23 protein-coding genes are annotated in these 24266 nt (G+C 40.6%); 19 read left to right on the top strand and 4 right to left on the bottom strand.

Features of this window, described 5'->3' with window-relative positions; translation table 11 throughout:
* Positions 1–44 precede the first annotated feature (44 nt).
* Both PR761_RS09465 and PR761_RS09460 read right to left on the bottom strand, forming a co-directional pair.
* On the bottom strand, positions 45–359 hold the full coding sequence (locus PR761_RS09465) for an EscF/YscF/HrpA family type III secretion system needle major subunit (RefSeq protein WP_006813907.1): 315 nt from the start codon (positions 357–359) through the stop codon (positions 45–47).
* 9 nt (positions 360–368) lie between these two features.
* Entirely contained in the window at positions 369–1532 is a 1164-nt protein-coding gene (locus PR761_RS09460) for a PrgH/EprH family type III secretion apparatus protein (protein WP_272519355.1), read from the bottom strand.
* Between the two features lie 249 nt (positions 1533–1781).
* Between PR761_RS09460 and PR761_RS09455 the strand changes: the two genes are divergently transcribed.
* The 19 genes from PR761_RS09455 to PR761_RS09365 all read left to right on the top strand — a co-directional run bounded on the left by PR761_RS09455 (position 1782) and on the right by PR761_RS09365 (position 21539).
* The gene (locus PR761_RS09455; RefSeq protein ID WP_006813905.1) at positions 1782–2558 is read left to right on the top strand and encodes a helix-turn-helix domain-containing protein; all 777 of its coding nucleotides are present in this window, start codon (positions 1782–1784) and stop codon (positions 2556–2558) included.
* The gene (gene sctC, locus PR761_RS09450) at positions 2548–4251 is read left to right on the top strand and encodes a type III secretion system outer membrane ring subunit SctC (RefSeq protein ID WP_006813904.1); all 1704 of its coding nucleotides are present in this window, start codon (positions 2548–2550) and stop codon (positions 4249–4251) included. The genes PR761_RS09455 and sctC overlap by 11 nt, the downstream gene beginning before the upstream one ends.
* The gene (sctW, locus tag PR761_RS09445) at positions 4242–5339 is read left to right on the top strand and encodes a type III secretion system gatekeeper subunit SctW (protein ID WP_006813903.1); all 1098 of its coding nucleotides are present in this window, start codon (positions 4242–4244) and stop codon (positions 5337–5339) included. Before sctC ends, sctW begins: the two co-directional genes overlap by 10 nt.
* 23 nt (positions 5340–5362) lie before the next feature.
* Positions 5363–7429 carry an EscV/YscV/HrcV family type III secretion system export apparatus protein gene (locus PR761_RS09440; protein ID WP_154610979.1) on the top strand — a complete coding sequence of 689 codons (2067 nt, stop codon included), beginning with the start codon at positions 5363–5365 and terminating at the stop codon, positions 7427–7429.
* Between the two features lie 11 nt (positions 7430–7440).
* Positions 7441–7845, top strand: coding sequence for a type III secretion system protein (locus PR761_RS09435; RefSeq protein WP_006813901.1), 405 nt, complete (start codon positions 7441–7443; stop codon positions 7843–7845).
* A gap of 6 nt (positions 7846–7851) precedes the next feature.
* Positions 7852–9144 carry a type III secretion system ATPase SctN gene (gene sctN / locus PR761_RS09430; protein ID WP_154610980.1) on the top strand — a complete coding sequence of 431 codons (1293 nt, stop codon included), beginning with the start codon at positions 7852–7854 and terminating at the stop codon, positions 9142–9144.
* Positions 9141–9596 (top strand): hypothetical protein, encoded by a 456-nt coding sequence (locus PR761_RS09425; protein ID WP_230083576.1) that lies wholly within the window; start codon positions 9141–9143, stop codon positions 9594–9596. The genes sctN and PR761_RS09425 overlap by 4 nt, the downstream gene beginning before the upstream one ends.
* Complete coding sequence (locus PR761_RS09420; protein ID WP_006813898.1) at positions 9571–10716, top strand: SpaN/EivJ family type III secretion system needle length determinant; 1146 nt, start codon at positions 9571–9573, stop codon at positions 10714–10716. Before PR761_RS09425 ends, PR761_RS09420 begins: the two co-directional genes overlap by 26 nt.
* Before the next feature lie 2 nt (positions 10717–10718).
* A complete protein-coding gene (locus PR761_RS09415; protein ID WP_006813897.1) occupies positions 10719–11648 on the top strand; it encodes a FliM/FliN family flagellar motor switch protein in 930 nt (309 codons plus the stop codon).
* 2 nt (positions 11649–11650) lie between these two features.
* The gene (locus tag PR761_RS09410) at positions 11651–12316 is read left to right on the top strand and encodes an EscR/YscR/HrcR family type III secretion system export apparatus protein (protein WP_006813896.1); all 666 of its coding nucleotides are present in this window, start codon (positions 11651–11653) and stop codon (positions 12314–12316) included.
* A 16-nt stretch (positions 12317–12332) separates the two neighbouring features.
* Complete coding sequence (locus tag PR761_RS09405; RefSeq protein ID WP_039854915.1) at positions 12333–12605, top strand: EscS/YscS/HrcS family type III secretion system export apparatus protein; 273 nt, start codon at positions 12333–12335, stop codon at positions 12603–12605.
* Entirely contained in the window at positions 12602–13396 is a 795-nt protein-coding gene (sctT, locus tag PR761_RS09400; protein WP_154610981.1) for a type III secretion system export apparatus subunit SctT, read from the top strand. Before PR761_RS09405 ends, sctT begins: the two co-directional genes overlap by 4 nt.
* 17 nt (positions 13397–13413) lie before the next feature.
* Positions 13414–14499 (top strand): EscU/YscU/HrcU family type III secretion system export apparatus switch protein, encoded by a 1086-nt coding sequence (locus PR761_RS09395; RefSeq protein WP_006813893.1) that lies wholly within the window; start codon positions 13414–13416, stop codon positions 14497–14499.
* A 129-nt stretch (positions 14500–14628) separates the two neighbouring features.
* A complete protein-coding gene (sicA, locus tag PR761_RS09390; protein WP_112835884.1) occupies positions 14629–15150 on the top strand; it encodes a type III secretion system translocator chaperone SicA in 522 nt (173 codons plus the stop codon).
* Positions 15151–15160: 10 nt separating this feature from the next.
* Positions 15161–17233, top strand: a complete 2073-nt coding sequence (sctE, locus tag PR761_RS09385) for a type III secretion system translocon subunit SctE (RefSeq protein WP_230083577.1) — start codon at positions 15161–15163, stop codon at positions 17231–17233.
* Between the two features lie 18 nt (positions 17234–17251).
* Positions 17252–18562, top strand: coding sequence for an IpaC/SipC family type III secretion system effector (locus tag PR761_RS09380; RefSeq protein WP_006813890.1), 1311 nt, complete (start codon positions 17252–17254; stop codon positions 18560–18562).
* Between the two features lie 78 nt (positions 18563–18640).
* On the top strand, positions 18641–19570 hold the full coding sequence (locus PR761_RS09375; RefSeq protein ID WP_160113245.1) for an IpaD/SipD/SspD family type III secretion system needle tip protein: 930 nt from the start codon (positions 18641–18643) through the stop codon (positions 19568–19570).
* 55 nt (positions 19571–19625) lie between these two features.
* Complete coding sequence (locus PR761_RS09370; RefSeq protein ID WP_115163844.1) at positions 19626–21269, top strand: hypothetical protein; 1644 nt, start codon at positions 19626–19628, stop codon at positions 21267–21269.
* A gap of 9 nt (positions 21270–21278) precedes the next feature.
* Entirely contained in the window at positions 21279–21539 is a 261-nt protein-coding gene (locus tag PR761_RS09365) for an acyl carrier protein (RefSeq protein ID WP_006813887.1), read from the top strand.
* Positions 21540–21590: 51 nt separating this feature from the next.
* Here PR761_RS09365 and PR761_RS09360 read toward each other — a convergent pair whose 3' ends face one another.
* Positions 21591–22541, bottom strand: a complete 951-nt coding sequence (locus PR761_RS09360; protein ID WP_006813886.1) for a carbamate kinase family protein — start codon at positions 22539–22541, stop codon at positions 21591–21593.
* Positions 22542–22618: 77 nt separating this feature from the next.
* Positions 22619–24181 (bottom strand): hypothetical protein, encoded by a 1563-nt coding sequence (locus PR761_RS09355; protein ID WP_006813885.1) that lies wholly within the window; start codon positions 24179–24181, stop codon positions 22619–22621.
* Positions 24182–24266: the final 85 nt, after the last annotated feature.

Genomic DNA, 24266 nt, shown 5'->3' with positions numbered 1-24266 from the left:
CCTATAAGGAATAGAGCATCAAAATGCGCGATGCTCATGGGGAATTACACGTTACGAATAATCGCTTGTGCCGCATCTTTAATCGATTTCATTACGTTACTTTGTAATTGACGAGCCATATTATAATTACCACTCAGAGCAGTAATTTTTCCGAGTACTAATGGGTTATCAACTTCCAGAGATTTATCATCCAGCATTGATTTTAATTCATCAGCAATAGTTTTTGTTCTTTCACTAACGCCTGCAGTGCTGCGATACATCATTCCCCACTTGCTATCATTACTGGTTGCTGAAGATGTGACTGTATTTTCAAAATTTGCCCCAACCCAATTCCCCGTTGTTTTGTCAATACCTGACATATTGATACCTCATTGATTAAATTTATTTGCATTAAATAACCAATGGTTTTTACCTAAAAGCGTATAACCATTGACATGGGTGATAAACGATTTTCCAGCAAGTTCATTATTTGCTAGGGAAACAGAAAATTGAATTTGTTTATTTCCCCATTTTTTATTAAATGAATTGGTGAAGTTAATTAAAGAGATCGTCTGTTTATCATTTAAACTATCTCTTATAACAAAGATAACTTTATTACCTTTGGTTATTCTATTCCATTGAACATTGCTTTCTGTTAATCCTAGCTCGGCTTTTTTTAATAAATCATCAAAATTAAAATATTCAATTTTACTTTTTGTATAACAGCTAAAACGTTTAGATATAACTCGGTCAATATCTTCATTAATATTGATATTTTTTTGATTTTTGATAACTCTAACAATAGGATTGCAAGGGTTTTTAATTTCAACTTTTAATAGGCTTGGTACAATATCAATAAGAGTGTCTTCAATTTCAGATTCTAGTTTATAGCTATTGATGATTGTAAATTTCTCATTGTATTTAGCTTTTATTAAATTTTGCCTACTCCAATCTTCATCACGTTGAGAACTTACAATGATCAAGGTTTTATTTTTATTATCTTGTGCGAATGATATTGGATGATGACTATCATTTAGGATATTTTCTAGTGTTTGATATTTTTTATCATCATTATTTTTAGGATTAATTTGGAATGAAAAAATAATTAATAAAATAATGACTAATATTAATAAGATTGTAATGATTTTTTTATTAAAATTGGATTTTTGTTTAACGATAGATTGATTTGATGGGTTTGTTTTAATTTCAGGTGCATTTAAATTCAGCGCCTGAGAAATTAACGAATTCCATCTGTCATTCAATGGCTTGACTGCTATTGGAAATGAGTCTGCTAATAAAACTTCTTGAAAAACGACGGGTAATATATAGTTATTACGACCTTGACTAAATCGAATAAATAGCGTGTCTTGTTGAGCTGGATCAGAATCAATAGAAAATTCACATCGCTCCCCATCACTTGGGATATAATAGGTAGTTAATCCATTTTCATCGACATCAGTGTGATAACTAATGTTGCTATCAATGATAATAAGATTTTTATCTATACTTATCATTAATTCTTGACCATTCATCGGGCCGCTAATAATTTTCATTATGTAATTGCGGCTATTTGTATCTATCATAAATATAATCTCAACTAATAAATTTGATTAAGTCTGTTCGATATCAATAAAAAGTATTAAAGATTAAATTCATTGTTGAGTCAGCTGAATTTATCTTATTCATTCACACTTTGTATTTTCATTTCATATTCCGATTTATTCCGGAGTATTCATTTGTCTTTTATTATCTAATCACCCACTCTACGCTCACTGGAAATCAATGGTTAAGGCCTATTTATAATGTCAGATAAAGAGATTGCTAAATTATTGGAAAGTAGAAATAGTTGCTTTTCTTTACAGGACACATTGGTCTTGTCAATCCCCAAAAGAAATACAGCGACGCTTTTTTATAAATCCGTATATTCTAATTTGAATATTAAAATACAAGAACCCGCTATTTTTATTTGCCAGCTTAAACATTTAAGTGTTGATAATGAATTTTGGGATATATATACCATGAGCGTATCTGAATTGGTTGAGACTCTCGCTATTATAGATACTGCAATGGGACAATCTTTTCTTGCAAAAAAAGAGCGTAAAGTAAATGAACAAGATACTTTTCCAGAATCAATTTTTATTGAAGATGAAATATCATCTCCAATATTAATAAAGAATATTATTATTGACCTAATTATTAAAAATCAAATCCACTTTGAACAATGGTGCGATGTATTAAGACGCTATGAAGCCTATGGCATGATGCGTTTTTTAATTACGTTTGCGCAAAAAGATAAAAATGCCAACATTAACCAATTATGTGTTCGCTATGGTATTTCAGCCTCTTATTTTAGACAGCTATACAGAGAGAATTTTAATAAAACAGCTAAACGAAAAATAATGAGTGTTCGTATGGCACATGCCATTTTGCAATTAATTGAAAGCGAAGATTCAATTCTTGATGTGGGATTAGAGGCAGGATATTGCTCTGCATCTCACTTTACTAATGATATTAAAAAAGAATTGGGCTTAACACCCTCAGAGATAAGGCACCTTGGAGCAATGTTATATGAACAGTAAAAGATACGTAGCGGTTGTTTTATCGCTATTTTTACTGAGTGTAAATATGAATACTGCGCAATCAGAAATGATGATTGCACAGCCAGTTACACAGGAAAAAAACTACGATACTTTCGTTGCAAATAATATTGCAGTAGGAAAAGTATTTGATGCGGTAGCAGAACGAATCAATAAACCGATTATTTTGAGTCGGTTAGCTGCACAAAAGAAAGTCACTGGAAATTTTAATCTTGCGAATGCGGATGAGATGTTTAAAGCATTAACCCGCCGAATTGCCTTAGTTTGGTATGACGACGGTGCAGGGATTTATGTTTATGACAATAGTGAAATGCGTAGCTTAATTATCCCAACCCATAAAGTGAGTAGCCAGCAGGTTATTAGCTACATTCAACGTAATGGAATTTATGACTCGCGCTTCCCTGTGCGTTCACAAGGTGGCGATACCATGCTCTTTGTTTCTGGCCCACCATTATATGTGGAACTGATTAAAGGTGCTGCGTTATATCTTAGTGAACAAGTTAAACAAGAAGAAAAAGGCAGCGGCAATGTAGCGGTTATTCCGTTAAAACATGCTTCTGTTACAGATCGTAGTTACTCATTACGCGGTCAAACAGTCACGGTACCCGGTATGTTATCGGTAATGAGTTCACTGTTTAAAAGCGGGGGTAGCACGGTTGAGGAAACATTAGATATTGAACCTGCCAGGTTGAATTCCTCGGACGATGATATTGATGCGTTGATGGATGCCCCAATTGGTGGCAGCACTAACACAAACAATCGACAAGTTGTCATCAAACGTGGCGGTGGCGCGAAAAGCACCTTTTCTCTTGTGGCTCATCCAGATAGTAACAGTTTGATTGTAAAAGGGAGCCCAGAGCAAATTCGCTATGTGCGTGAGCTGGTAAAAAACCTAGATAACCGTCGTCGCCAAGTTGAATTGTCCCTATGGATCATCGATATCACTCGTTCTGAATTAGATAACTTAGGAGTCAATTGGGAAGTCGGTTCTTTTAAAGCGGGTGGCGGGGCTATCTCTTTTAACCGCAGTACATTACCGGATACCAGCAAGTTTCTAGTCCAAATTGATGCACTGAGCAAAAATGGGAATAGCCAAATTGTTTCCCGCCCCGTGCTGTTAACCCAAGAAAACGTCCCGGCATTATTTGATAACAACACCAGCTTCTACGCCAAGTTACAAGGGGAGCGTATTGCCACCTTAGAGCAAGTGACTTACGGAACCATGATCAGCGTGATGCCGCGTATATCTGCGGGTCAAAGTGTGGAAATGGAAGTCAATATTGAAGACGGTGCAGAAAATCGCGATAGCAGCGGAAAAACATCCAATGTTGAAGGTCTGCCTTCAGTTAACCGTACCAGTATTAATACTGTGGCGCGTATTGCGAAAAACAGCAGCTTGTTAATCGGTGGATATACTCGGGAACAATATGTTGAAAATGAAAGCAAAATTCCATTATTAGGGGATATTCCATGGGTCGGTCGTTTATTCAGCCATACATCGACCAACCAACAAAAAATGGTCCGTATTTTTTTAATCCAGCCGCGTTTATTAGATGAGAACGAAGCATGGGATGGGCGACAATTTTCAGAAAGTCATCGTATTACTGAAAAAGATAGTCAGCTACATGGCACGGTGCAGTTCTTGCAGCAATACATGAGGGATTCATGGCAATAACACCACTGAACTACAACAGCCGGATGTTGCTGAACTCGCAAGAAAAAAGCCGTTCAACAACCAAAAACAGTGATGACGCTGGTGAGGTTGCTCGTGGTTTAGGTGTGATAGACAGTGCCAGTGAATATGCCTCGATGTCGATGCTAGCCGCGAGTCATATTCGCCGAGGTAATGCACGAAAGGATAATGAAGAGGAATGGATGCGTTTTGCAGAACGCATTTTGGAAAATAATGCAGATGAAAAAGTATTGCGCATTGAGGGAATATTAAATCGCCAATTAATGACGCCTCAGCAATTACGTGCCTTTTTATTGCAGTTTTTTTTGGATCCCAGTGATTTATTGATGGTATTAGCCGCATTAATTAATAGAAAAAAACTCAAGCAAGAACAAATTGATAGCTTACAAGAATTAGAAAGTTTGTTACTGGCTGAAGATACCCAGCGTACTGCTCAAGCTGGGATCAATGTGGCTCTGATTGCCAAAGCGTTTGCGCAAACATTGCGGGAAAGTGCGGGTAATTTACGCGGGTTATATCGCGAATTTATTGGTTATGACGGTCCGGTTGTATACCTGTACGAGCAATGGGCTGAAGAGATGGAAATGGTGAAGCGTGAAAATATGATGCGCTACCTTGCCCGCGCATTGGCGTGTGACCTGCAAGCACTGCCTCTCGGCGACCTGAATATTAGTGAGTTTGGAAGTTTCTTTACGCGCATTGGGCGACTGCGAGAACTGCAATCTTTAGACCGTATTTTTAGTCAGCAATTTATCCAATCGGGTCTGTTTCGCCATCGAGCGGCATTATCGCAGAGCCATTTGGAAAAGGTGTTGAGCCAATTATTCACCAGTGGCATTCGTAGCCAAGACAGTTTTAGTGACAAAGTTATGCACTTTATTCGTGATGAACTTCAGGTCATGACCAGCGATTTACGGGCTCGGTTTTTACAGCTGCTGATTATTGCATTTTCAGTCATACCCGTCGGCGTATTTCATTCGCTAGAAGCGCGGGAAGAATTACTCGACCAATTAAAAATATACATGGATTCATTACTGGCGCAAGAACAGCGCTTACGTCGTCAGCCATGATTTGATAGGAAATAAATTACCCCATGAACAATTTCACCGGATTTTTATTACAAATCCGTAATCGCCCAGAATTGATGGTTTTAGTCATCATGATCATGGTTATTGCGATGCTAATTATCCCGTTACCTACGGTGCTGGTTGATTTGCTAATTGCACTGAATATTATGATTTCAGTGCTGATTTTTATGAGCTCGTTTTATATAACCCGAGTCCTTAACTTCCAATCATTTCCTTCAATTCTATTAATTAGCACGTTATTTAGATTGGCATTATCCATCAGTACCAGTCGACTTATTTTATTAGAGGCCGATGCTGGAGACATTATTGATACTTTCGGTAAGTTTGTTATTCAGGATAACTTGGTCGTGGGAATGGTGGTATTTGCCATTGTTACGATTGTGCAATTCATTGTTATTACCAAAGGTTCTGAACGTATTGCCGAAGTGGCCGCACGCTTCTCGTTGGATGCGATGCCCGGTAAACAGATGAGCATCGATGCAGATTTACGTGCTGGCGTTATTGATGAAGCGACGGTCAAAATCAAGCGTGGTGAATTGGAAAAAGAGAGCCAGTTATTTGGTTCATTTGACGGTGCGATGAAGTTTATTAAAGGGGATGCAATCGCGGGTATTGTCATTATTTTTGTTAACTTTATTGGCGGCATTTCGGTGGGAACAGCTCAGCAAGGCATGGATGTTTCCACGGCATTAAACACCTTCACATTATTAACTATCGGTGATGGGTTAGTGGCGCAAATCCCCGCATTATTAATTTCCATTAGTGCTGGTTTTATTGTGACGCGCGTAGGCGGCAATGATAAAAACTTGGGTGAAAATATTGTTTCCGAATTATTTGATAATGATTTCACCATTTTAATTACTGCATTAATTGTATTTTTTATGGGGTTCTTACCGGGATTCCCGACAACAATATTTTTATTCCTGTCTTCATTATTAATGGGATTATTTGCGGCACGTTACATTAAAAAACGTAAAAACCAGCGTAACGAGCAGCTCTCTAATCGAGAAAATGTACAAACAGAGGCGACGGAAGGGGAAACTCAGCGTTCCAATGCCGATTTTGACGATGACTATATTCCAGAAACTCTTCCCGTCATTATCTCAGTAAATCAGCAATATAAGCAGCACCTTGAGGATAACGCTTTTTTATCTCGCATGAAAAAAGATGTCTTTATTCGCTACGGCTATCGCATTCCGGATATTGCTATCAATTACTCGCCCATTGTGCCTGAAAATAAAATTGTGGTGCTGATTAATGAAGTTAAAGCGGGTGAATACGACGTTTATTTCCATGGGCATCGCTTATTAACGGCGAACGATGAATTGGAATATCTCGGCATGGAATTAATCAAGTATGCCGATGAATATGGTTCCGTAAGTACGTGGTTCGGTCATCAATATTTATCGGATATTGAGCAGCTTGGATTAATGGCGCGTGATGATGTGACCGAAATGATCGATTGTGTCAGTACGCTATTACTTCGACATATCAATGAATTCTTCGGCATACAGGAAACTAAAAATTTACTGGATGATCTTGAAAGAAAATACCCCGAATTACTGAAAGAATGTTATCGCCACGCCACGGTTCAAAAAGTGACAGAGGTTTTCCAGCGTTTATTAACGGAAAAAATCTCGGTACGAAATATGAAGTTAATCATTGAAACTTTGGTGCAATGGGTGCCAAAAGAGAAAGATAGCATGATGCTGGTTGAACATATCCGCAGTTCAATGGCGCGCTATATATCGTCACGTTTTTCCGTGGATGGGCGTTTAAATGTGCTGATGGTCAATGCGGAAATTGAAGACACCATTCGTCAGGGAATTCGTCAATCATCGGGTGGAGTCTATTTACACTTAGAACCTGAAAAAACCAATGAGCTGATTCAAGCCGCCGAATTAGCTTTAGAAAATAGTTACTTATCAACACGAGATATTAACGTGTTGGTGCCAGTCGATATTCGTCGATTTGTGAAAAAAATCTTGGAAGGTCGTTTCCCAGAATTAGAGGTGCTGTCATTTAATGAAGTCTCTGAAATGGTGAAAGTGAATGTTATTAAAACAATATAAGGAACTTATCAATGAAGTATCGTTTTGTCGAAAAATTAAATGAATTTTTAAATTCAATGGGTCGTAGTGATTTAATTAATTCACAATTAGATTGCCATTCAAATATTCAGTTGGAGATGAATGATTCTCCGGCAATTAATATTGATTTATCCACGGATGAATTAATTATTTGGTGCAATTTAGCTGAATGTAATTATAGCCGATTGGATTCAGTTAGCGCCTCGCTGTTAAGAAGCTTAATCGAGTATCCACCTCGTAATTTTCAACCGGGGCAGCCAGCATTAAATATCATTGACAATACCTTGGTGTTGTCTGCGGTATTAAAAGAAAAGTCTATGGATAACATGCAGTTATTCGCCGATAGTTTTGAAGAATTTTTCGAGCGAGCTAACGAAATTAGAACACAATTAGTGTAACTCATTATGAAACTATTTGATTCCTGCGCACATCCAGTGCGCATTCATGGATGCCTAATCGAGGCTCCTCTTCATGGCGTGTTTATCGGTGAGATTTGTTTTGTTGAGCAATCTCTCACTCAGCCAGAGGTGATTGCTAAAGCTCAAGTGATTGGCTTTAAAGAGGGCATTACTGTCTTGAGCTTGATTGGTCGAGCTCAAGGATTAACCCGCGAAGTGGTTATCCGACCTAGCGGATACCCGTTTGTTTTCCAAATGGGGGAGCATCTTGCTGGGCGCATTTTCAATGCGGCAGGTGAACAAGTGGGATCATTAGTTGATGAAAATATTGAAATTTCTCAGTTAAAAAATCGCTTACAACGGATTGATAACCCTCCCATTAGTGTTACTAAGCGGCGACCTGTAAGTGAACCTTTGGTCACGGGGATCCGCGCTATTGATGGGCTATTAACGTGTGGATTGGGGCAGCGACTCGGTATTTTCGCGTCGGCGGGAAGCGGTAAAACATCGCTGATGAACATGTTGATCAATCATGCCCATGGGGACATTCATATTGTGGCGTTGATTGGTGAACGTGGTCGGGAAATTATTGAATTTATTGAAGAGTTAAAAACTTCACCTCATGCAGATAAAACAATTTTAGTGTATGCCACCTCGGATAGCCCGCCAATTGAGCGTTGTAATGCGGCGCTATTAGCCACCGCAATGGCGGAATATTTCCGTGACCTTGGACGTCACGTTTTACTGTATGTGGATTCGATGACCCGTTATGCCCGTGCTTTACGGGATGTGGCGTTATCAACGGGAGAGCTACCGGCACGTCGCGGTTATCCCTCATCTGTTTTTGAACAGCTCCCTTTATTACTCGAACGTCCTGGGCGAATCAAAGAAGGGGCAATTACCGCCTTTTATACGGTATTGCTAGAAAGTGAAGATGAATCAGACCCCATTGGCGATGAAATTCGCTCGATTCTTGATGGGCATATTTACCTGAGCCATAAGCTAGCGGGGCGCGGGCATTACCCTGCAATTGATATTCTGCACAGTATTAGCCGTGTATTCCAAAAGGTGACTACACCAGAACATCGACAGTGGGCGGTGGATGTACGAGATAACTTAGCACGATTGGAGCAAATTCAGTTGTACCTAGAGTTGGGAGAGTACCAGCGTGGAGAAAGTGCTGAAAACGACCGAGCATTAGATAAGCAACCAGAAATAACCCGCTTTTTACAACAGCCAATGGATGATTTTGTCAGCGCAGAGGAAACCTTGGCTCGATTAGGTGACCTAGCATCATGATGATTTCTAATCTTTTGGCGTTAACTGAAAAACGACTCGAAAGAGTACAGCTTGAACAGAAGAAACTGCGATTGGCGATGATTCATTTACAGCAGGAACAGGTTCATTTACGCCAAAAGATAGACATTTTATTCACCCACGTCACGGTGTATGAAAAATCAGAAGAATTAAATCAAATTGATTTTTGGGAACGTCAACGATTAAAAGCCGTGGTTTTATCAGAAATCGCCCAATTTGAGTATCAAATAGAAAATATTGTCAGTGAATTATCTAAGTACCATTTATTGAAGCAGCAAATGTCTGAGCGCGGGTTCATTTTGCGTAATAAGTGCGAGAAATTCCGAAAATATCTCAAGCAACAATGTCGTGCTAGATGGTTAAAATTAGAGCATCGGCAACAGAACGAAACTGAGGAACTGTTAGTCCATGTCGATAATAAAATCTATTCCTAACGAGAGTAAATTTAATTCCATAGCGGAAGGTAAAAATACATCGGTAGGTTTTAACCATCAAAAGTATGGTCAACAACACTCAGCGAAAAAAGTGGCTCAAGCTATTGTGCAAAAAAAGATGGAGCAAGCTAACAGCCATAAAAAAAACAAGAATAATGTTGATGAGGGTGGAGTTCCCATCATGATGGCATTATCAGCCAATGTTCAAAACATTCGTTCAGGGTCAAACATCGCGTTATTCGCTCAAATGACCCCAGCGAATGATCAGCCGACTGAATTTCTGATGAAAACAGCGGCGACGGAATCACCACCAATATCGAAGGATGAGGAGGTTATTCCATTGGTTAATATTATGGCAATCCCATTGACGACAAATCAAATTTTCCCCTTAAAGTTAGGGGCTAATATCCCGACTTATGGACATAAAACAAATTCTACGTCGTTAATTGAACAATCATGGCTGGCAACATCGTTGAATCAACAAACAACATTTATGGATTCATCATCACCAAAATCATTTGAAAATAAAAAATTGTCAGCGATAACGGGGCCGTATTTAGCGGGATCGGAAAATAAGGCTTCTACACAGAATAATATTACTCAAGCCAAAGACGCATTGGCCATTGCCGATAAGCCTCAACCGAGTGATGCGCCACAAATGCAACATTTTCCTGATGCCAAAAGCTTCCAGTTGGAGCAATCAGAAATTATTCAGCCAGATCAAATTGATATTACAAAAAATATTGTAGCTCAGGTGATGGCAGAGTCTTCAGTTCGGGCGCCTGTAACTACACCAACGCCTTCGACCCAATCATCTGCTGATAAAGCGGTGCAGTTGGCTGAATTAATGGCATCCGGTATGTCGAATGACAACCATGAAACTGTACCGGCACGAACTCTGAGTTATACATTTAGCCACTGGAAAAATACGCCTTCGGTCTCTTTTACATTAGCGAATCGAGAAGAAGTCGTGGCATCCACTTACAGTTATGAAGTTCAACAGGCTTTGCGAGACAGTCAGCATTTATTCCACGGCGAACAAAAAGTGGTTATTCGACGCGAAGAGCATGAGGGTCAACAACGTCATCAACAGCAACAACAGCAGAACGATGAGGAGTAATCATGCTTAATTTGCGTCGAATCAGTACCCGAAAAAAACAACTTCAAGAATGGCAGCAACGCTTCCAGAACGAAATGACACTGCAAACGCCGAAAGCAGGGGAACGTTATTTTCAACTAACCCTACAGAGTGATACTCAAAAATCGTATGTATTTCTGGCTGCGGAGGATTGGTGCCGCCATCGTTGGCCGAAATTGGCACATTACGCATGGGATATGTTAGACGGCAAGAGTCTGTGTAAGGTTTTTACCTATGAAAATACCGGAAAGACATTTTTCTCCAATCAATTCCGTTGTAGTTCTGTCGAGATTGTCGATGATGAACGCCTACAGCAGCCTTGGTTATCGGTTAAAGAGAAAACCCTTGGTAACGTGTTGCTATCCGAGCCTCTCGAAGGAATGAGCGAGTCAAAGCACAGCAATGGTGCGCTAGAAAAATTTAAGTTACAGGCAGATTGGATCCTTGGATATAGCCATATCAGCGGAAAAGCGTTGCAGTCTATTGCGCTGCATGACGTGCTTTATATTCAGCAATTACAACTGAATATGTCGATTGACGGACGTTTATTTGCCCAGTTTCAAAAGCAACAAGAAGGTATTTTTATGATTGAACATTTAATGACTCCAGAAGATGAGCCGACAAATACTGAAATGGAAGAAGCATTCGTTGATGAAGCAGCTCGTCCTTTTAATGTGAACGACTTGACCGTAAAACTGACTTTTGTCTTAGGACATTCAGAGGTCAGTCTTGCTGAATTAAATCACATGCAACCAGGCACAATTTTCTCGATTGGTGAAAATAAAGAACGAGAAGTAAAAGTGTACGCCAATAAACAATTATTTGCCGAAGGCGAATTGACCTACATTGGCGAAAGTGAAGAGTTAGGCTTGGAAATCACTCGGTTGGTGAGCTTAGGCGATAAAAGGTTATAAGTATGCCGACGGTTCCGAATGAAATTCCATTATTAGTCCTAATCGCATTTTCCACATTGCTGCCTTTTATTATTGCAGCGGGGACCTGCTATTTAAAAATTTCAATCGTACTGATTATGGTGCGTAATGCTATGGGAGTGCAGCAAGTCCCCTCCACGATGGCATTAAATGGGATTGCATTGTTACTGTCCATTTTTGTGATGATGCCGATTCTGCAAGATGTGAATAATCATATGCGCAGTGAACGTGTTGATTTTAGCAATGTGGAGTCAATTGATAACTTTGTTGATAACGGCTTAGGGCGTTACAAAGATTACTTAGTGAAATATTCCGACCCGCAGTTAGTCACTTTTTTTGAGTCAGTTCAACAAGGAAAAAGTGAAGCAGAAGTGAGTGAAGAACAAGCCGAGCCAACATTATTTTCACTATTACCGGCTTATGCTCTCAGTGAAATTAAATCTGCGTTTGAGATCGGTTTTTATATCTATCTACCCTTTGTGGTCATCGACTTAGTGATCTCCAGTATTTTGTTGGCGCTCGGTATGATGATGATGAGCCCTGTAACTATTTCAGTACCCGTAAAGTTAATCCTGTTTGTGGCGATCGATGGTTGGTCATTAATTTCGAAAGGGTTAGTTATGCAGTACTTCGAACTCGCACAGCATTAACTTAGGGGAATGGATGATGGATTCAATCGTTTATGTGAGCAATAAGGCGATGTTGCTGATTGTTATTTTGTCTGCCATTCCCGTGATTGTCGCGACTGTGGTTGGATTGCTGGTGGGTCTTTTGCAGACAGTGACACAGCTTCAAGAACAGACATTACCTTTTGGTATCAAATTATTAGCCGTTTTTGGTTGCTTATTTATGATCTCGGGTTGGTTAGCAGATAAAGTCATGAATTATGCCCTTGAAGTTATGACGGCAGCGTTGCCATCCATAGGGCTATTTGGATGAATCAGGAGATGATTTCTCTGGCATCCTCTGTCTATTTTAATTTTCAGCATGGGTTAATGAAAATTTCTTTAGCTTGGCTACGCATTGCCCCTGTCATGTTTTTTCTGCCTTTTTTGAGCAACAAGCTGCTCAACGGGGGGATCATTAAGAACTGCGTTGTAGCGTATTTGGCGCTAGGAATGTGGCCCTATTTATCGGCGAGAGACATTGATTGGGCACAAATGAGTCTTAGTGAAGTATTTTTATATGAAATTTGCATTGGTATCGTACTGGCACTGATTTTGGGCTTACCGTTTATGATTGCCAACATTATTGGTGAACTGATTGATACCCAGCGAGGGGAAACCATCAGTAGTATCGTGGATCCGGCAAGCGGTAGCGAAGCTTCTGAGCTCGCGGTTTTTATCAGCTATATCGTGTGTATGGTTTTTTTAGCTCAAGGCGGTATGTACCAGCTCGCTAATGTTTTTGCGCAAAGTTACCAATTATTGCCATTTGCTCATGGGTTTACGTCTTTTAACAGCTTGCCGTTGGCTGAATGGTTAAACAAAGCCGTGGTGAATGGTGTTATTTTAACGGCACCCATTATTGTGACGTTATTTATTTCGGAAGTCGCGCTCGGGTTATATTCCCGTTTTTGCCCACAATTAAATGCATTTTCATTATCGCTCGCCATTAAATCGATTATTGCATTTATTGTTTTTTTACTTTATTTCCAAAATGAAGTACCGGACATCTTAGTGAATATGATTTCAATGTCGCCATTGAATAGCGTATTTCTTGATCCTTAATGTAAGTAGAGATTGCTATGGCTGAAAAAACAGAAAAGCCTACCGACAAAAAAATAAAAGACTCTGCTAAAAAAGGACAAAGTTTTAAAAGTAAGGATACGGTTGCAGCCATTGTATTAGTTGTCGGTGCATTAGTTATTGATGGCGCCGCTAGCTTATATGAACTTGGCGGGCTAATGAAAAGAATATTATTGCATCCATACGATATTCATATTGATAATTTACTTTGGCAGTTTTCAAAAATATTTTTAAGTTTGGTTTTGCCTATTTTAATTGCCTGCTTTTTATCGGGGACGATTGTTTCTTTATTACAGAGTCGATTTCGATTGGCAACAGAAGCAATCAAAATTGATTTTACTAAGTTAAATCCAATTGCGGGGTTTAAGAAAATATTTTCTTTAAACTCACTAAAGGAACTTATTAAAGCTATTTTATATTTATTGGTATTCAGTATTTCAGCCGCAACTTTTTTTGTGGTGTGGCGACAAGAGATTTTTATGCTCTATCGAACCACCATCAACGGCATGATGAGTAGTTGGGTAACACTTTGTATTTTATTTGTTTTTGTGTTTCTGGCGGTGGCGGTTTTCATCGTTGTGATTGATGCTATTGCAGAGTTTTTCTTGTTTATTAAAAACTTAAAAATGGAAAAACAAGAAGTTAAAAAAGAATTTAAAGATAATGAGGGTGACCCGCATATCAAGAGCGCTCGAAAAGGTTTACACCAAGAAATCCTCTCTGAGGAAGTGAAATCAAACGTGCGAAATTCGACATTTATTATGGCGAACCCTACGCATATTGCGATGTTAATTTATTACGATTCAAACATTGCGCCACTACCTTTTTTAATGGCAAAAATGCGCGGAGTACAAGCAAAAGCCATTATTAAATATGCACAGCAGCAAGGTGTTCCCGTTGTAAGAGATATTATATTGGCTCGCCAAATATGGCGAACATATAAAAAAGACAGTTTTATTGATGACCAAGGATTACAGAGTGTTATGCAAATAATTACCTGGTTAATTCGTGTTGAATTAGAAAAACTGGGAATAGATGTTGACGAAACATTGGAAAAACTAATTAAAACCGAATCACATTCATAATTTGATAAGGGTGTAAATTAATTATTATTTTGCTAAATCGTTTTTTATAAGAAACAGATTATTTGATTAATTATGATGCAATCATCAGGGTTTGCATCATATGCCACACATTAATAACAAGGTGAGAATATGAATCATACCGCAACCGACGATTTAAAAGACGTTGATATGGAAGCTTTACTCGACAGTATTACCAGCGCCTTAATGGAAGGTGCTACCTATAAAGATATCCACGGTATTCCTCAAAGTACCATGGACGGTATCTATGCTTATGCTTATGAGTTTTATCAGCAAGGTAAATTAGATGAAGCGGAAACCTTTTTCCGATTCTTAAGCATCTATGATTTCTACAATACCGATTATGTCATGGGACTTGCCGCGGTTTATCAATTAACGAAACGTTATGAGAAAGCGACGGAGTTATATGCGTTGGCATTTGTATTGACCAAGAATGATTACCGACCACTGTTCCATGCGGGGCAGTGTAATTTGCTGTTGAAAAAAAGTAGCGCAGCCATTCACTGTTTTGAAAGTGTCATTGAGAACAGCACGGATATGGATTTACAGAAAAAATCCGAAGCGTATTTGAGCGCTTTAAAGAAAAACCGGGAAAAAGTCGACGCCGAATCAACAGATTCGAATACTGCGTAAAGGAAATAATATGAGTCAGGTAACAACGCCAAATACCCTAAATTCAGCGGGTAATGAGCGAATAAATAATATCCGTACATTTTTGCAAGGGAATCACCCATTAGGTTTAGGTGAGGAGAGTGCTAAGGCGCTATTAGCTTTAGAAGAGGCTTGTGGAGAACTCGCCTCTTCAGAGCAAATGAAGCGTCAGCGCGCTGAACATATTCCTCAATTGGTGAGACCAAAAATGTCGGCAATGAAAATGTCACCAGAGGCTCAGCAGGAAAAGGGATTCAATGCCAACGCGGTATTAATCGATACGTTTGCAACGTTACGCCAACTGTTGTTTGCTGGAAACTTAACGGAGTTAAGCAACCGCTTACAATTGCTGAATATTGAATCGGCTGCGTTACGAGAAAAAGGGGCTTTGTTGCTCGACTCATTTGCCGTAGCAACAGAGCAACTTAATGGCTCCGCAGCCGAGTTCGACACGCAAAAAAACCAGTTACTTGCCGCAAAAAATGCGTTACATAGCTTAAAGACACAGCAACAGACTTCACAATTATCGATAAAACAGAATCAAGATGAATTGGCGCAGCGACAATCTCAACTCAATGAAAATAAAGCGTCTTTAGCCCAACTCTCTTCATTACCAAACACACCAGAAACCGACAGCGCACAGCTAATGCTGCAAGCAAACATCGCAGAGCTGACTCATCAAATCCAACCATTACAGGTGCAGAATCACCAGCTCACGGAGAACCTCCGGACATTAAATAGCCAAGTGACTACATGTCATGATGATATCAACGTGTTACAGAGCAAATTGGAAGTTATCGCAGAAGATGCAGCTAAATTAGCTCAAAATGCAGATATAGAGCGCCAAAAATTAAATCAATTTATTGAAACTGCGCCACGCCCTACAGAGGTCGATGGGGATAAATGGGAAAACACCATTGCTTTACTCACCATGCTCACCGCTACGCTCAAGAAAGCGATGAATGAAGATTCGATTCGCAACCTCAAAGAGCAAGAAGAGGTGATGATGAAAGTTAGTGAAGCGGCGCGTAAAGACTCCGATAAAAAAGCTAAAGAAGCGGCAGAAGCGGAGCGCAAAGCGGCGGATGCCAATAAAGCAGCCTCTTGTGCGAGCAAGATTTTCAGTTACGTAATGCTAGCAATTTCGGTGATTGCGACGGTAGCGACCTTTGGCGCGGCTGCCCCATTAACCTTAGCGGTAGCTGCGATTGGTATCGCATTAGCGGTGACAGATATTGTTTTAGAAGAAACGGGGCAAGGGAGCTTAATGCAGATGCTTGCCGCTGAAATATCCAGTGCCGTCACCGATATGCTAGTGGCGTTTGGGGTTCCTGAAGAGGAAGCCAAACGTATCGGTAGCATTGTCGGTATGGTGCTTGCAGCGATTGCCTTTTTAGCAATTTCATTGCTTTCAATGTCCTCATTTGTGAAGAACATCGCCAATACGGTCACCAACGTGACCAAGATGTTGGCAAAAAATGTGGGAACTATATTAAAAAGCGCCATTAAGTCTATGCCGAAAAGTTTCACTAATGCTCTCGGAAATATGGCAACTAAAGGTGCCAAAGTTGGGCAATCAGCCGCTGATAATGCCGATGAAATGGTTAAGCTCACGAAATTAACCAAGCTAGCAGATAAATTTGATGACGCCCAAGAGATTGCTAAGTCTGTCGAGCAAGTGGGTAGCAAAGTCGATGATGTTAAAGACATTGCAAAAACCGTAAAAGATGTGGCTGCAAACAGTAAAACACAGAGTGTAACGATGGCTCGCTTGGAAGTGGGAATGAAAGGGACAGGCGCTGGGTTATCTGTTGCAAATGCGGCAACGACAGGCGGATTACGTTTAAGTGCCGCAGCGCAGCATAGAGATATGAAAGAGATGTTAGCGGGCATGATGTTAAATAGTGAGGTGATACAGGCTCTTGAAGAATTGCTAAATGCACTAATTAAGTCTGTTTCAAAAAACTATGAACAGTTAGATGAAATGTTCACCACCATGATGAATTCTTTGAATCGCTCAAACAGTAACAAAGTCGACATGCTAAAAACAGCACGCTTCGCTTAATTTTTTGGAGATAATCTTATGACAACCGTAACTCAATCCCTATTTTCTCCAGTATTATCCAAGCCAGTTGGGCAGACAAATGCTCAAGCATCTACACCATCTACAGCAGCAGAAAATACACCAAAATCAGTTACTATCAGTGATATTACAGCGAATGCAGCTGAAATTTCGGGTGAAAGAGTCGCCCTAAAAATCCCAAGTGGCACAGTGAATGCTGAGGCACTCACTAATGCATTAGACCAATTAGATTCCCCAGAAAAAGCGCTGTTATTAAATGATTTACGCACTTTTATCTCTTTGACTCCTGACATGGTTGAAACCACCTTAACTAAGGTGGTCAATGAAAGTACTGAGTTAACAGCAAAAAATATGCTGTTGGATGATGAAGCCGTAATTAAGCAATTTTCACAGGCAATTTATGTGATTTTAGCTGGGTCTTTCTTTAAAGATGTTTTAAATAACCAAGGCGTTACGGGAGTTTCTTCAAAAGAAACTAAATCCGTTCAAGCCGTGAAGAACAGTGAATTTGTTGGGATCATCAGCAGCGACTTGATCGTGGAATTGATGAAAATAATCCGCAAGGTTGTGGCTGAATTAAATATTTCTGATCGTCGTATTAGTGCTGATTTCTTAATGCTAAATGCCAAAATGGTGGAATCCGCTGCGGAATCTACCATTAAAGAAGGTAAAGAGATGTTTGCGGGTGCTTTAACGGGTTTCTTTACCTCATTAGCCATTAGTACCGCAGGCGCTGCATTCCAAGCGCGTTCTCTTCATAAACAAACACAATCGATTAAAAATAATCTAGTCAAAGCGAACCAAAATGGTGCGGCGGCTGATCGCTTAAATGAGTTAAATGCCGGTTCCCTCTCTTCAGCTAATGGACTGAAAGGAAACAATTTATCTTTAAAAACTAAAGATGGCGTAGATGTGGATATGGTGGATAGTGCAACACCAGCACAAAAAGCATTGGCAAACCAACGTGGAGCTGAAGCCGCCCAGCGAACCAATAAATTAGGGTTAGCGGAGCGAGATGAGCATGAGCGCATTATGAATAAAACGCGTGTCCATATGGGGGTTGCAGAACAAGGCTCTCGTTTATCTGACAACGCTGGGCAGATGGCAACCTCCGCTAATCAAGTCAATGTTAAATCGGAAGAAGCCAACAAAATGACTCAACAATCTGTCGCGGATATGGCTCGCTCGGTATCTGCCGATAAAGATAAACAAGTCGACAAAAATAGTGATCTCGTTAAAGAGATGCGTAAAAGCGTCAATGAGATCAAAGAAGAACAGCAAAGAACATTCCAAAGCATTGTTAGGGGATAAAAAAGGTTAATTATGATGATGGATACTTTTTCTCTAACTAGCTATGCCCATTCTCCCCTGTTAAAAGGGGGGAAGCCCGTGGAGTCACAAACGCAGGTGAACACGTCAGTACGTGACGCTGGCCTATCTCCGCTGGATGCCCAGGGAGATGTATATCAACAAGCGACTCAGCATTTTCAACAGTTGGGTTATGACGTTGCCCTTGAGCCTTATCAGGAAAGAGCAGTTTCTTCGGATATTGAGCGACTCAATGATCAAATCAAAGATGTGAAACGTCGAAGTAAACGCGCAGTTGACCGTTATAATCAAGCTTCTCGTCATATTGCAGATGCCGTGGTGGATGGGCGTCCACATGTTCAGGGTATCAGCAACCTAATCGAGAATATCCATTCTGGGTACCAAAAGAAATACGGTGAAGTGGTCAAAGCCTCGACTCAGTATATGCAAGATGTGAATACGGCAGTGGGTAAGATGAGCCAGTATATTACGGCGGGAAGTGATGGGAAAATTCAACTGAAGCCAGAAGCCCTATTACAAGATATGGATAAAATGATCAGTAAATACTCGGGTAAGAGTTACTCAGGTAGTGACCCTGGGGCCTATTTTGGCGGCTGGTCGGCAGATTTCAGTAACGCGACCCCGTTAACTGCCATTAAAGGAACTCAAGAAGAGTTTGAGTTTTGGGATAAAAAGCTTTCTGGGCAAGGGTTTATTGTTGAATACAAGAATAATGAGATCAAAATATATCCTGATATGAAGCCCATTGCTGAAATGTATTATTCGGTTACCCACTCCTCAGCAACTTGGAATGGTAGCGATATTATGTCTCAAGAACTACAGAGCTTACAGACGGCGATTGATGCTCAAAAAAACGCAGTGAATAGTAGCGTTTCAAGGCTTTTAGAAACGTTCCGTCAGGATAATAGTCACTTTGAAACATTAGTTCAGCTATTAATTCAGTTAATTAAAGATTTAAACCAGAACAACAATAGCCTAATCAATATGTGATTTAGGTAATTAATAAATTTTAAAGTTTAATCATAAGTAATTATGAGGAATATTTATGCCTATTGGAAGCACCGCGCTATCAAATAATCGATTGGTAAACTCACCATCCGATCCCCGTAAAATCGCTGATACCAGTGAAATGGCGTCACAAATTGCGTCAGTACATACAGCGCAAAATGAGCGTGTTTTTCCAATTAGTGAAGAAATGAATAATATGATTTCTATTGCGGGAGACCGTAATAAATTGCATCAGCATAATCATATTGAGCAATCGCTCAATATTCATAAATTATTAAAGAGTCGCTACCCTGAAATTACACGGAATATGATTCTGTCGGTAATCTGTGCGGGGGCAAGTGGTAATTTGGCACAGCAGGAAATCAATTATCGCCCAGAGAATAACTTAGTTCTTTTAACATTGCTCAAGCCTGAAGAGTTAAGCGGCATAAGCTCATTATTAGATTCAGCGGCTGATTTAATTACAACACTTTATAAAATGGGAGAAAAAAACTCCCATGCAAAACGCGTATTAAGCCATGAAGAAAAAGTATTTGATAAAAAAATCGAATCGGCATTATTGAAATTGGGGCAGGGTAAACTGCAAGTATTAGCTCAACGATATCAGCAGCAGTATGTTGATCCCTCTATTAAGCAAGTTTTAGAAACCTACTTTAGCCAAGACGAAATTGCTAGCCACCCTATCGATAGCTTTTTGGTTAGCTCACTGAACTATGGTTGTGAACAGCGAGCCGCTGGCGCAATTCGTGAATATGAGCAGCATAAACGTGAAGCTTTTGTCGATAAAGCCTGCCAAATCCACAATATGTTTTTATCTTTGGAAGAAAAAATAGAAACTATTCGCCCACTCAAAATCAAAATGGATTTAGGGGAGCCAAAAGCACCGTCTTTACCGGTATCAGCTCCAGAGGAGGACACGGTTGATGGCCGACAATATTTCCCTGCATCTGCCCCTAAAGAGTCATTATTACCAGCCACCACTACACATAATGAAAATATGTATAATACTTATAATACAAGTAATTATTATACGTCGCCGCAAGAAATAACGAGCATCAATAACGTCAAATCGGCAGAAGTCACTAGCGAAAAAACGGTTATCGAAAAAGTCTTAGTTGAAAAAGATTCAATTGAAAAAGCTGGGTTGCCTTCGTCATTTCGATCGGTATTGAATGTGGAGCTTTGTGCACCAGTTGTTAAATCGCCAGCGCGTTTTACAACAACGTTAGACGTGCCAATCATCCGTCATATTCAGGAAGTTGTCACCGAGGCTCCGACATTGGTGGAAGAAAAGCAACTGGGTGGAAGTTTTGCGAATAAATATGTTCGCGTATCGATGAATGATCCCGCAACAGGAAAAGTTCGACATTCATGGCAGTTATCTGGAAAGGAAACTAAGCCTGTGACATTAAGTGAACGCGGCGCATTAACCCGTGACTCATCGTTACAAGAAGCCTACAGCCAGAATACAGACATGAAGATTCAAACACAAAATACGGTATTCGCTAACCGATTTGAAGCGGTGGAAGTGGAAGATGAAGTCACTGGGCAAATCAAAAAAACGTGGCAACTGGCGGAGACCAAAACCAGCAAGCCTGTAACCTTGACGGAAATGGGGGCGCTAACCCGTGACCAAGTCGCCAAAGAGAAGTATGACGACAATGGAAAACACTTCTCATAAGGTAACTTAATGACCACACAACATGCTACTGCGCAGCAATGGCTAGAAAATCATATTCAGCAAATGCGGACTTATTCAGGGATTACGAAACAATATTCAATGGATGCTGAGCTTATCGCGGATGTACACATTGATTCTTTAGAGCTGTTAGAGTTGATTGCCGCGGTTGAAATTTATACGGAGCAGCCATTGCGTGATGAAGTGTGGATGAAATGGCGACGTTTACAAGATATTGTGGATTATCTCGCTAAAACCGTGGTCATTAACTAAAAAATGATAAATGCGTTTCCTACTTATCAACCGTAGGAAACGCGAATCGAATTACCCCTGAACAATATGAGTGCCAGTTTCACCGCGTAATGCATCCGGCAATTTTTCAGGTGTGGTGATAATCACGCGTTTTCCACCCTGTTTAATGAATGACAAACTCGCCTCGATTTTTGGTAGCATACTTCCCGCAGGGAAATGCCCCTCTTCCATATAGCGTTGCATATCACTCACGGACGTTTCCCCAAGGGCTTGTTGTTGCGGTTTCCCGAAGTGAATACACACTTTTTCCACGCCCGTGGTGATCACTAAAATCTCCGCTTTTAATTCCTCAGCCAGTAACGCAGTCGATAAATCTTTATCAATGACCGCATCGATACTTTGATATTGTCCATGACTGTTCTTAATGACTGGAATGCCACCGCCACCAGCGGCAACCACCACATATTGGTTATCGACTAGCGTGCGAATCGCTTGTGATTCAATAACATGTTTAGGTTCTGGTGAAGCAACCACGCGACGATAGCCTCGTCCAGAGTCCTCCACAAAATGCCATTCAGGGTTATTTTGCTTTAACTGGTTAGCTTGGGCTTCAGTAAAAAATGCGCCGATCGGTTTGGTGGGTGCATCAAAATTAGGATCGTGCTGATCAACTTCCACTTGGGTGATCATCGTGACCGCTTGTCGTTGATGGCGTTGCATCAGCGCATTAGTGAGTGCTTGTTGAACTAAATAACCAATCCCACCTTGGGTATCTGCCACACAGTTGGCTAATGGGGTTAATGGCAAGCCTTCTTCCCGATGGGCAATTTCTGCACGGCGTAGATCAAGACCAACTTGAGGTCCGTTGCCATGGGTCAAAACAATGTTGTAATTGCCTTCGAGCATATCGCAAATATGTAGAGCCACTTCTTGCACGGCTTTTTCTTGCGCTTCGATAGACTGGCTGTTGTTATCTTTAATAATACTGTTGCCCCCGATGGCAACAACCACGAGTTCTTTCATTGTGATATATCCTGATACAGAGAATTTAGCGAATACGTCGGTGCGCTAGGCACACCGACGATTAAAGGCTGGTTTGATTACGCTGATTTACTGATTTTTTCAGCATGTTCAGGTTGTTGTTGTTCTACCGATTTGCGGCTATCCAAAAAGTGTTTGAGTACAAACAAAGCGGCCATCATGAGGTAAGCGTAAACAAACATCAAGGCTGGACCGGTTGCAATACCTACCGCAGGTGAATGGATGATACCGAAGAATACCAGTACGGCGCCAACTGCCGCGGCAATTGCACCACGTAATGGCTGATTTAAGATAGCGAAGATCGCAATACAGCCCCACAGCATACTGGCTAACGGTGCACCGTTACCTAAGTGAACAAGACCTTGATAATAAACACCTTTGTGTAACAGTGTCTCAACACCAATGGCACTTGCAGAGGTTCCTGCCGCATTCATCACGCTGTTAACCATGGTCAATGCCCAGTTGGCTATCCATGGGAATAGACAGATAAAGATAACGGGCACTTCAATTTTCGGTGTTTCCCGCACCACTTGGTTGGCGGTGACCACGCCGATAAACACCAGAATTGGCACAATAGCGGTCATTGGGATGATGGCTAACATGAATGCGCCGATCCCGAATAGTGGAACAAGGAACATGGTGATACCGGATGCCAATGTATAACCAACACTGGCGCCCATCGCTTTCCAACCCGCGTGACCCACATACACGGTGACAGGGAATGGGTTACCCATAAAACAGCCAACAGTCGAGGATAAACCGTTAGCGAGCATAACTTTACGAGTGTTGTATTCATCGCCAGCCGCGTGAGCACTTTCGATGTTTTCCAAGTCAAAAATATAGTTTGCTAAGCCTAGTGGTACGGCTGAGGCTAAGTAAGGTAATGCATGAGGTAAGCCTTGTAAGAAGCTATCAATATGGATGCCTGGTGGGTTAAAGCCGAATGACACCATGGAATCTTTAATGGCTTCAGTACTTTGTAAACCCGATATCCATGCTAATGCAGTACCCGCAATCAGCAGTAATAAGCCGGTAGGAATACGGGCAAAGATCGGCTTTTTACCAAACCAGTTGATGAAAATTAACAGTAATACGATGAATGAAACGGTTGGCGCTTCAAATGCTTGCAGCATTGGGTTCATCGCCAGTAACAGTAATCCCAGTCCGGAAAGACAGGATAACAGCACGGTACGCGGGATCATCTTACGGATAGTTTCACCTAAGAATGAACCTCCTACGAGGATCATCGCTTCCACGAAACACCAAACTAGCGCGATTTGAATCGCAAACTCAGCATTTTGTGTGGTCTGGTACACCGGCATGATAACCAAGAACGTGACGGTGAAAATAGAGGGAGCACTCGGTCCGGATGGCAACGCGGTGACATCATTACGACCGGTTTGCTTGATCATCTGCTGACCAAAGTAAGCGTAGCTAATACTGGCAAGTAAAACAGCAAAACCAAATGCAGGAGCAATACGGCCGTAAACAATTTCAGAGGGAATTCCAACAACGAAAATTAATAATCCCATCATGGTGAGTAAGTTGGTTAGGTTATTGGTCATCAACCCAAAGTAGGCGGCCAAGTCCCCACGTTTCCACTTAATATTCAATAGATTCATTATATACTCCCCATACCCGTCATTCTTTGAACTGCAGCGTGGTTGGTTGCGTTCATTCGCCCTAGTCACATATTGGTATGTGCCT

Source organism: Providencia sp. PROV210 (genome assembly GCF_028479445.1).
Classification (GTDB): Bacteria; Pseudomonadota; Gammaproteobacteria; order Enterobacterales; family Enterobacteriaceae; genus Providencia; species Providencia rustigianii.
Note: the sequence above shows the minus strand (reverse complement) of the source record. Positions and strands in the feature narration are given on the sequence as shown.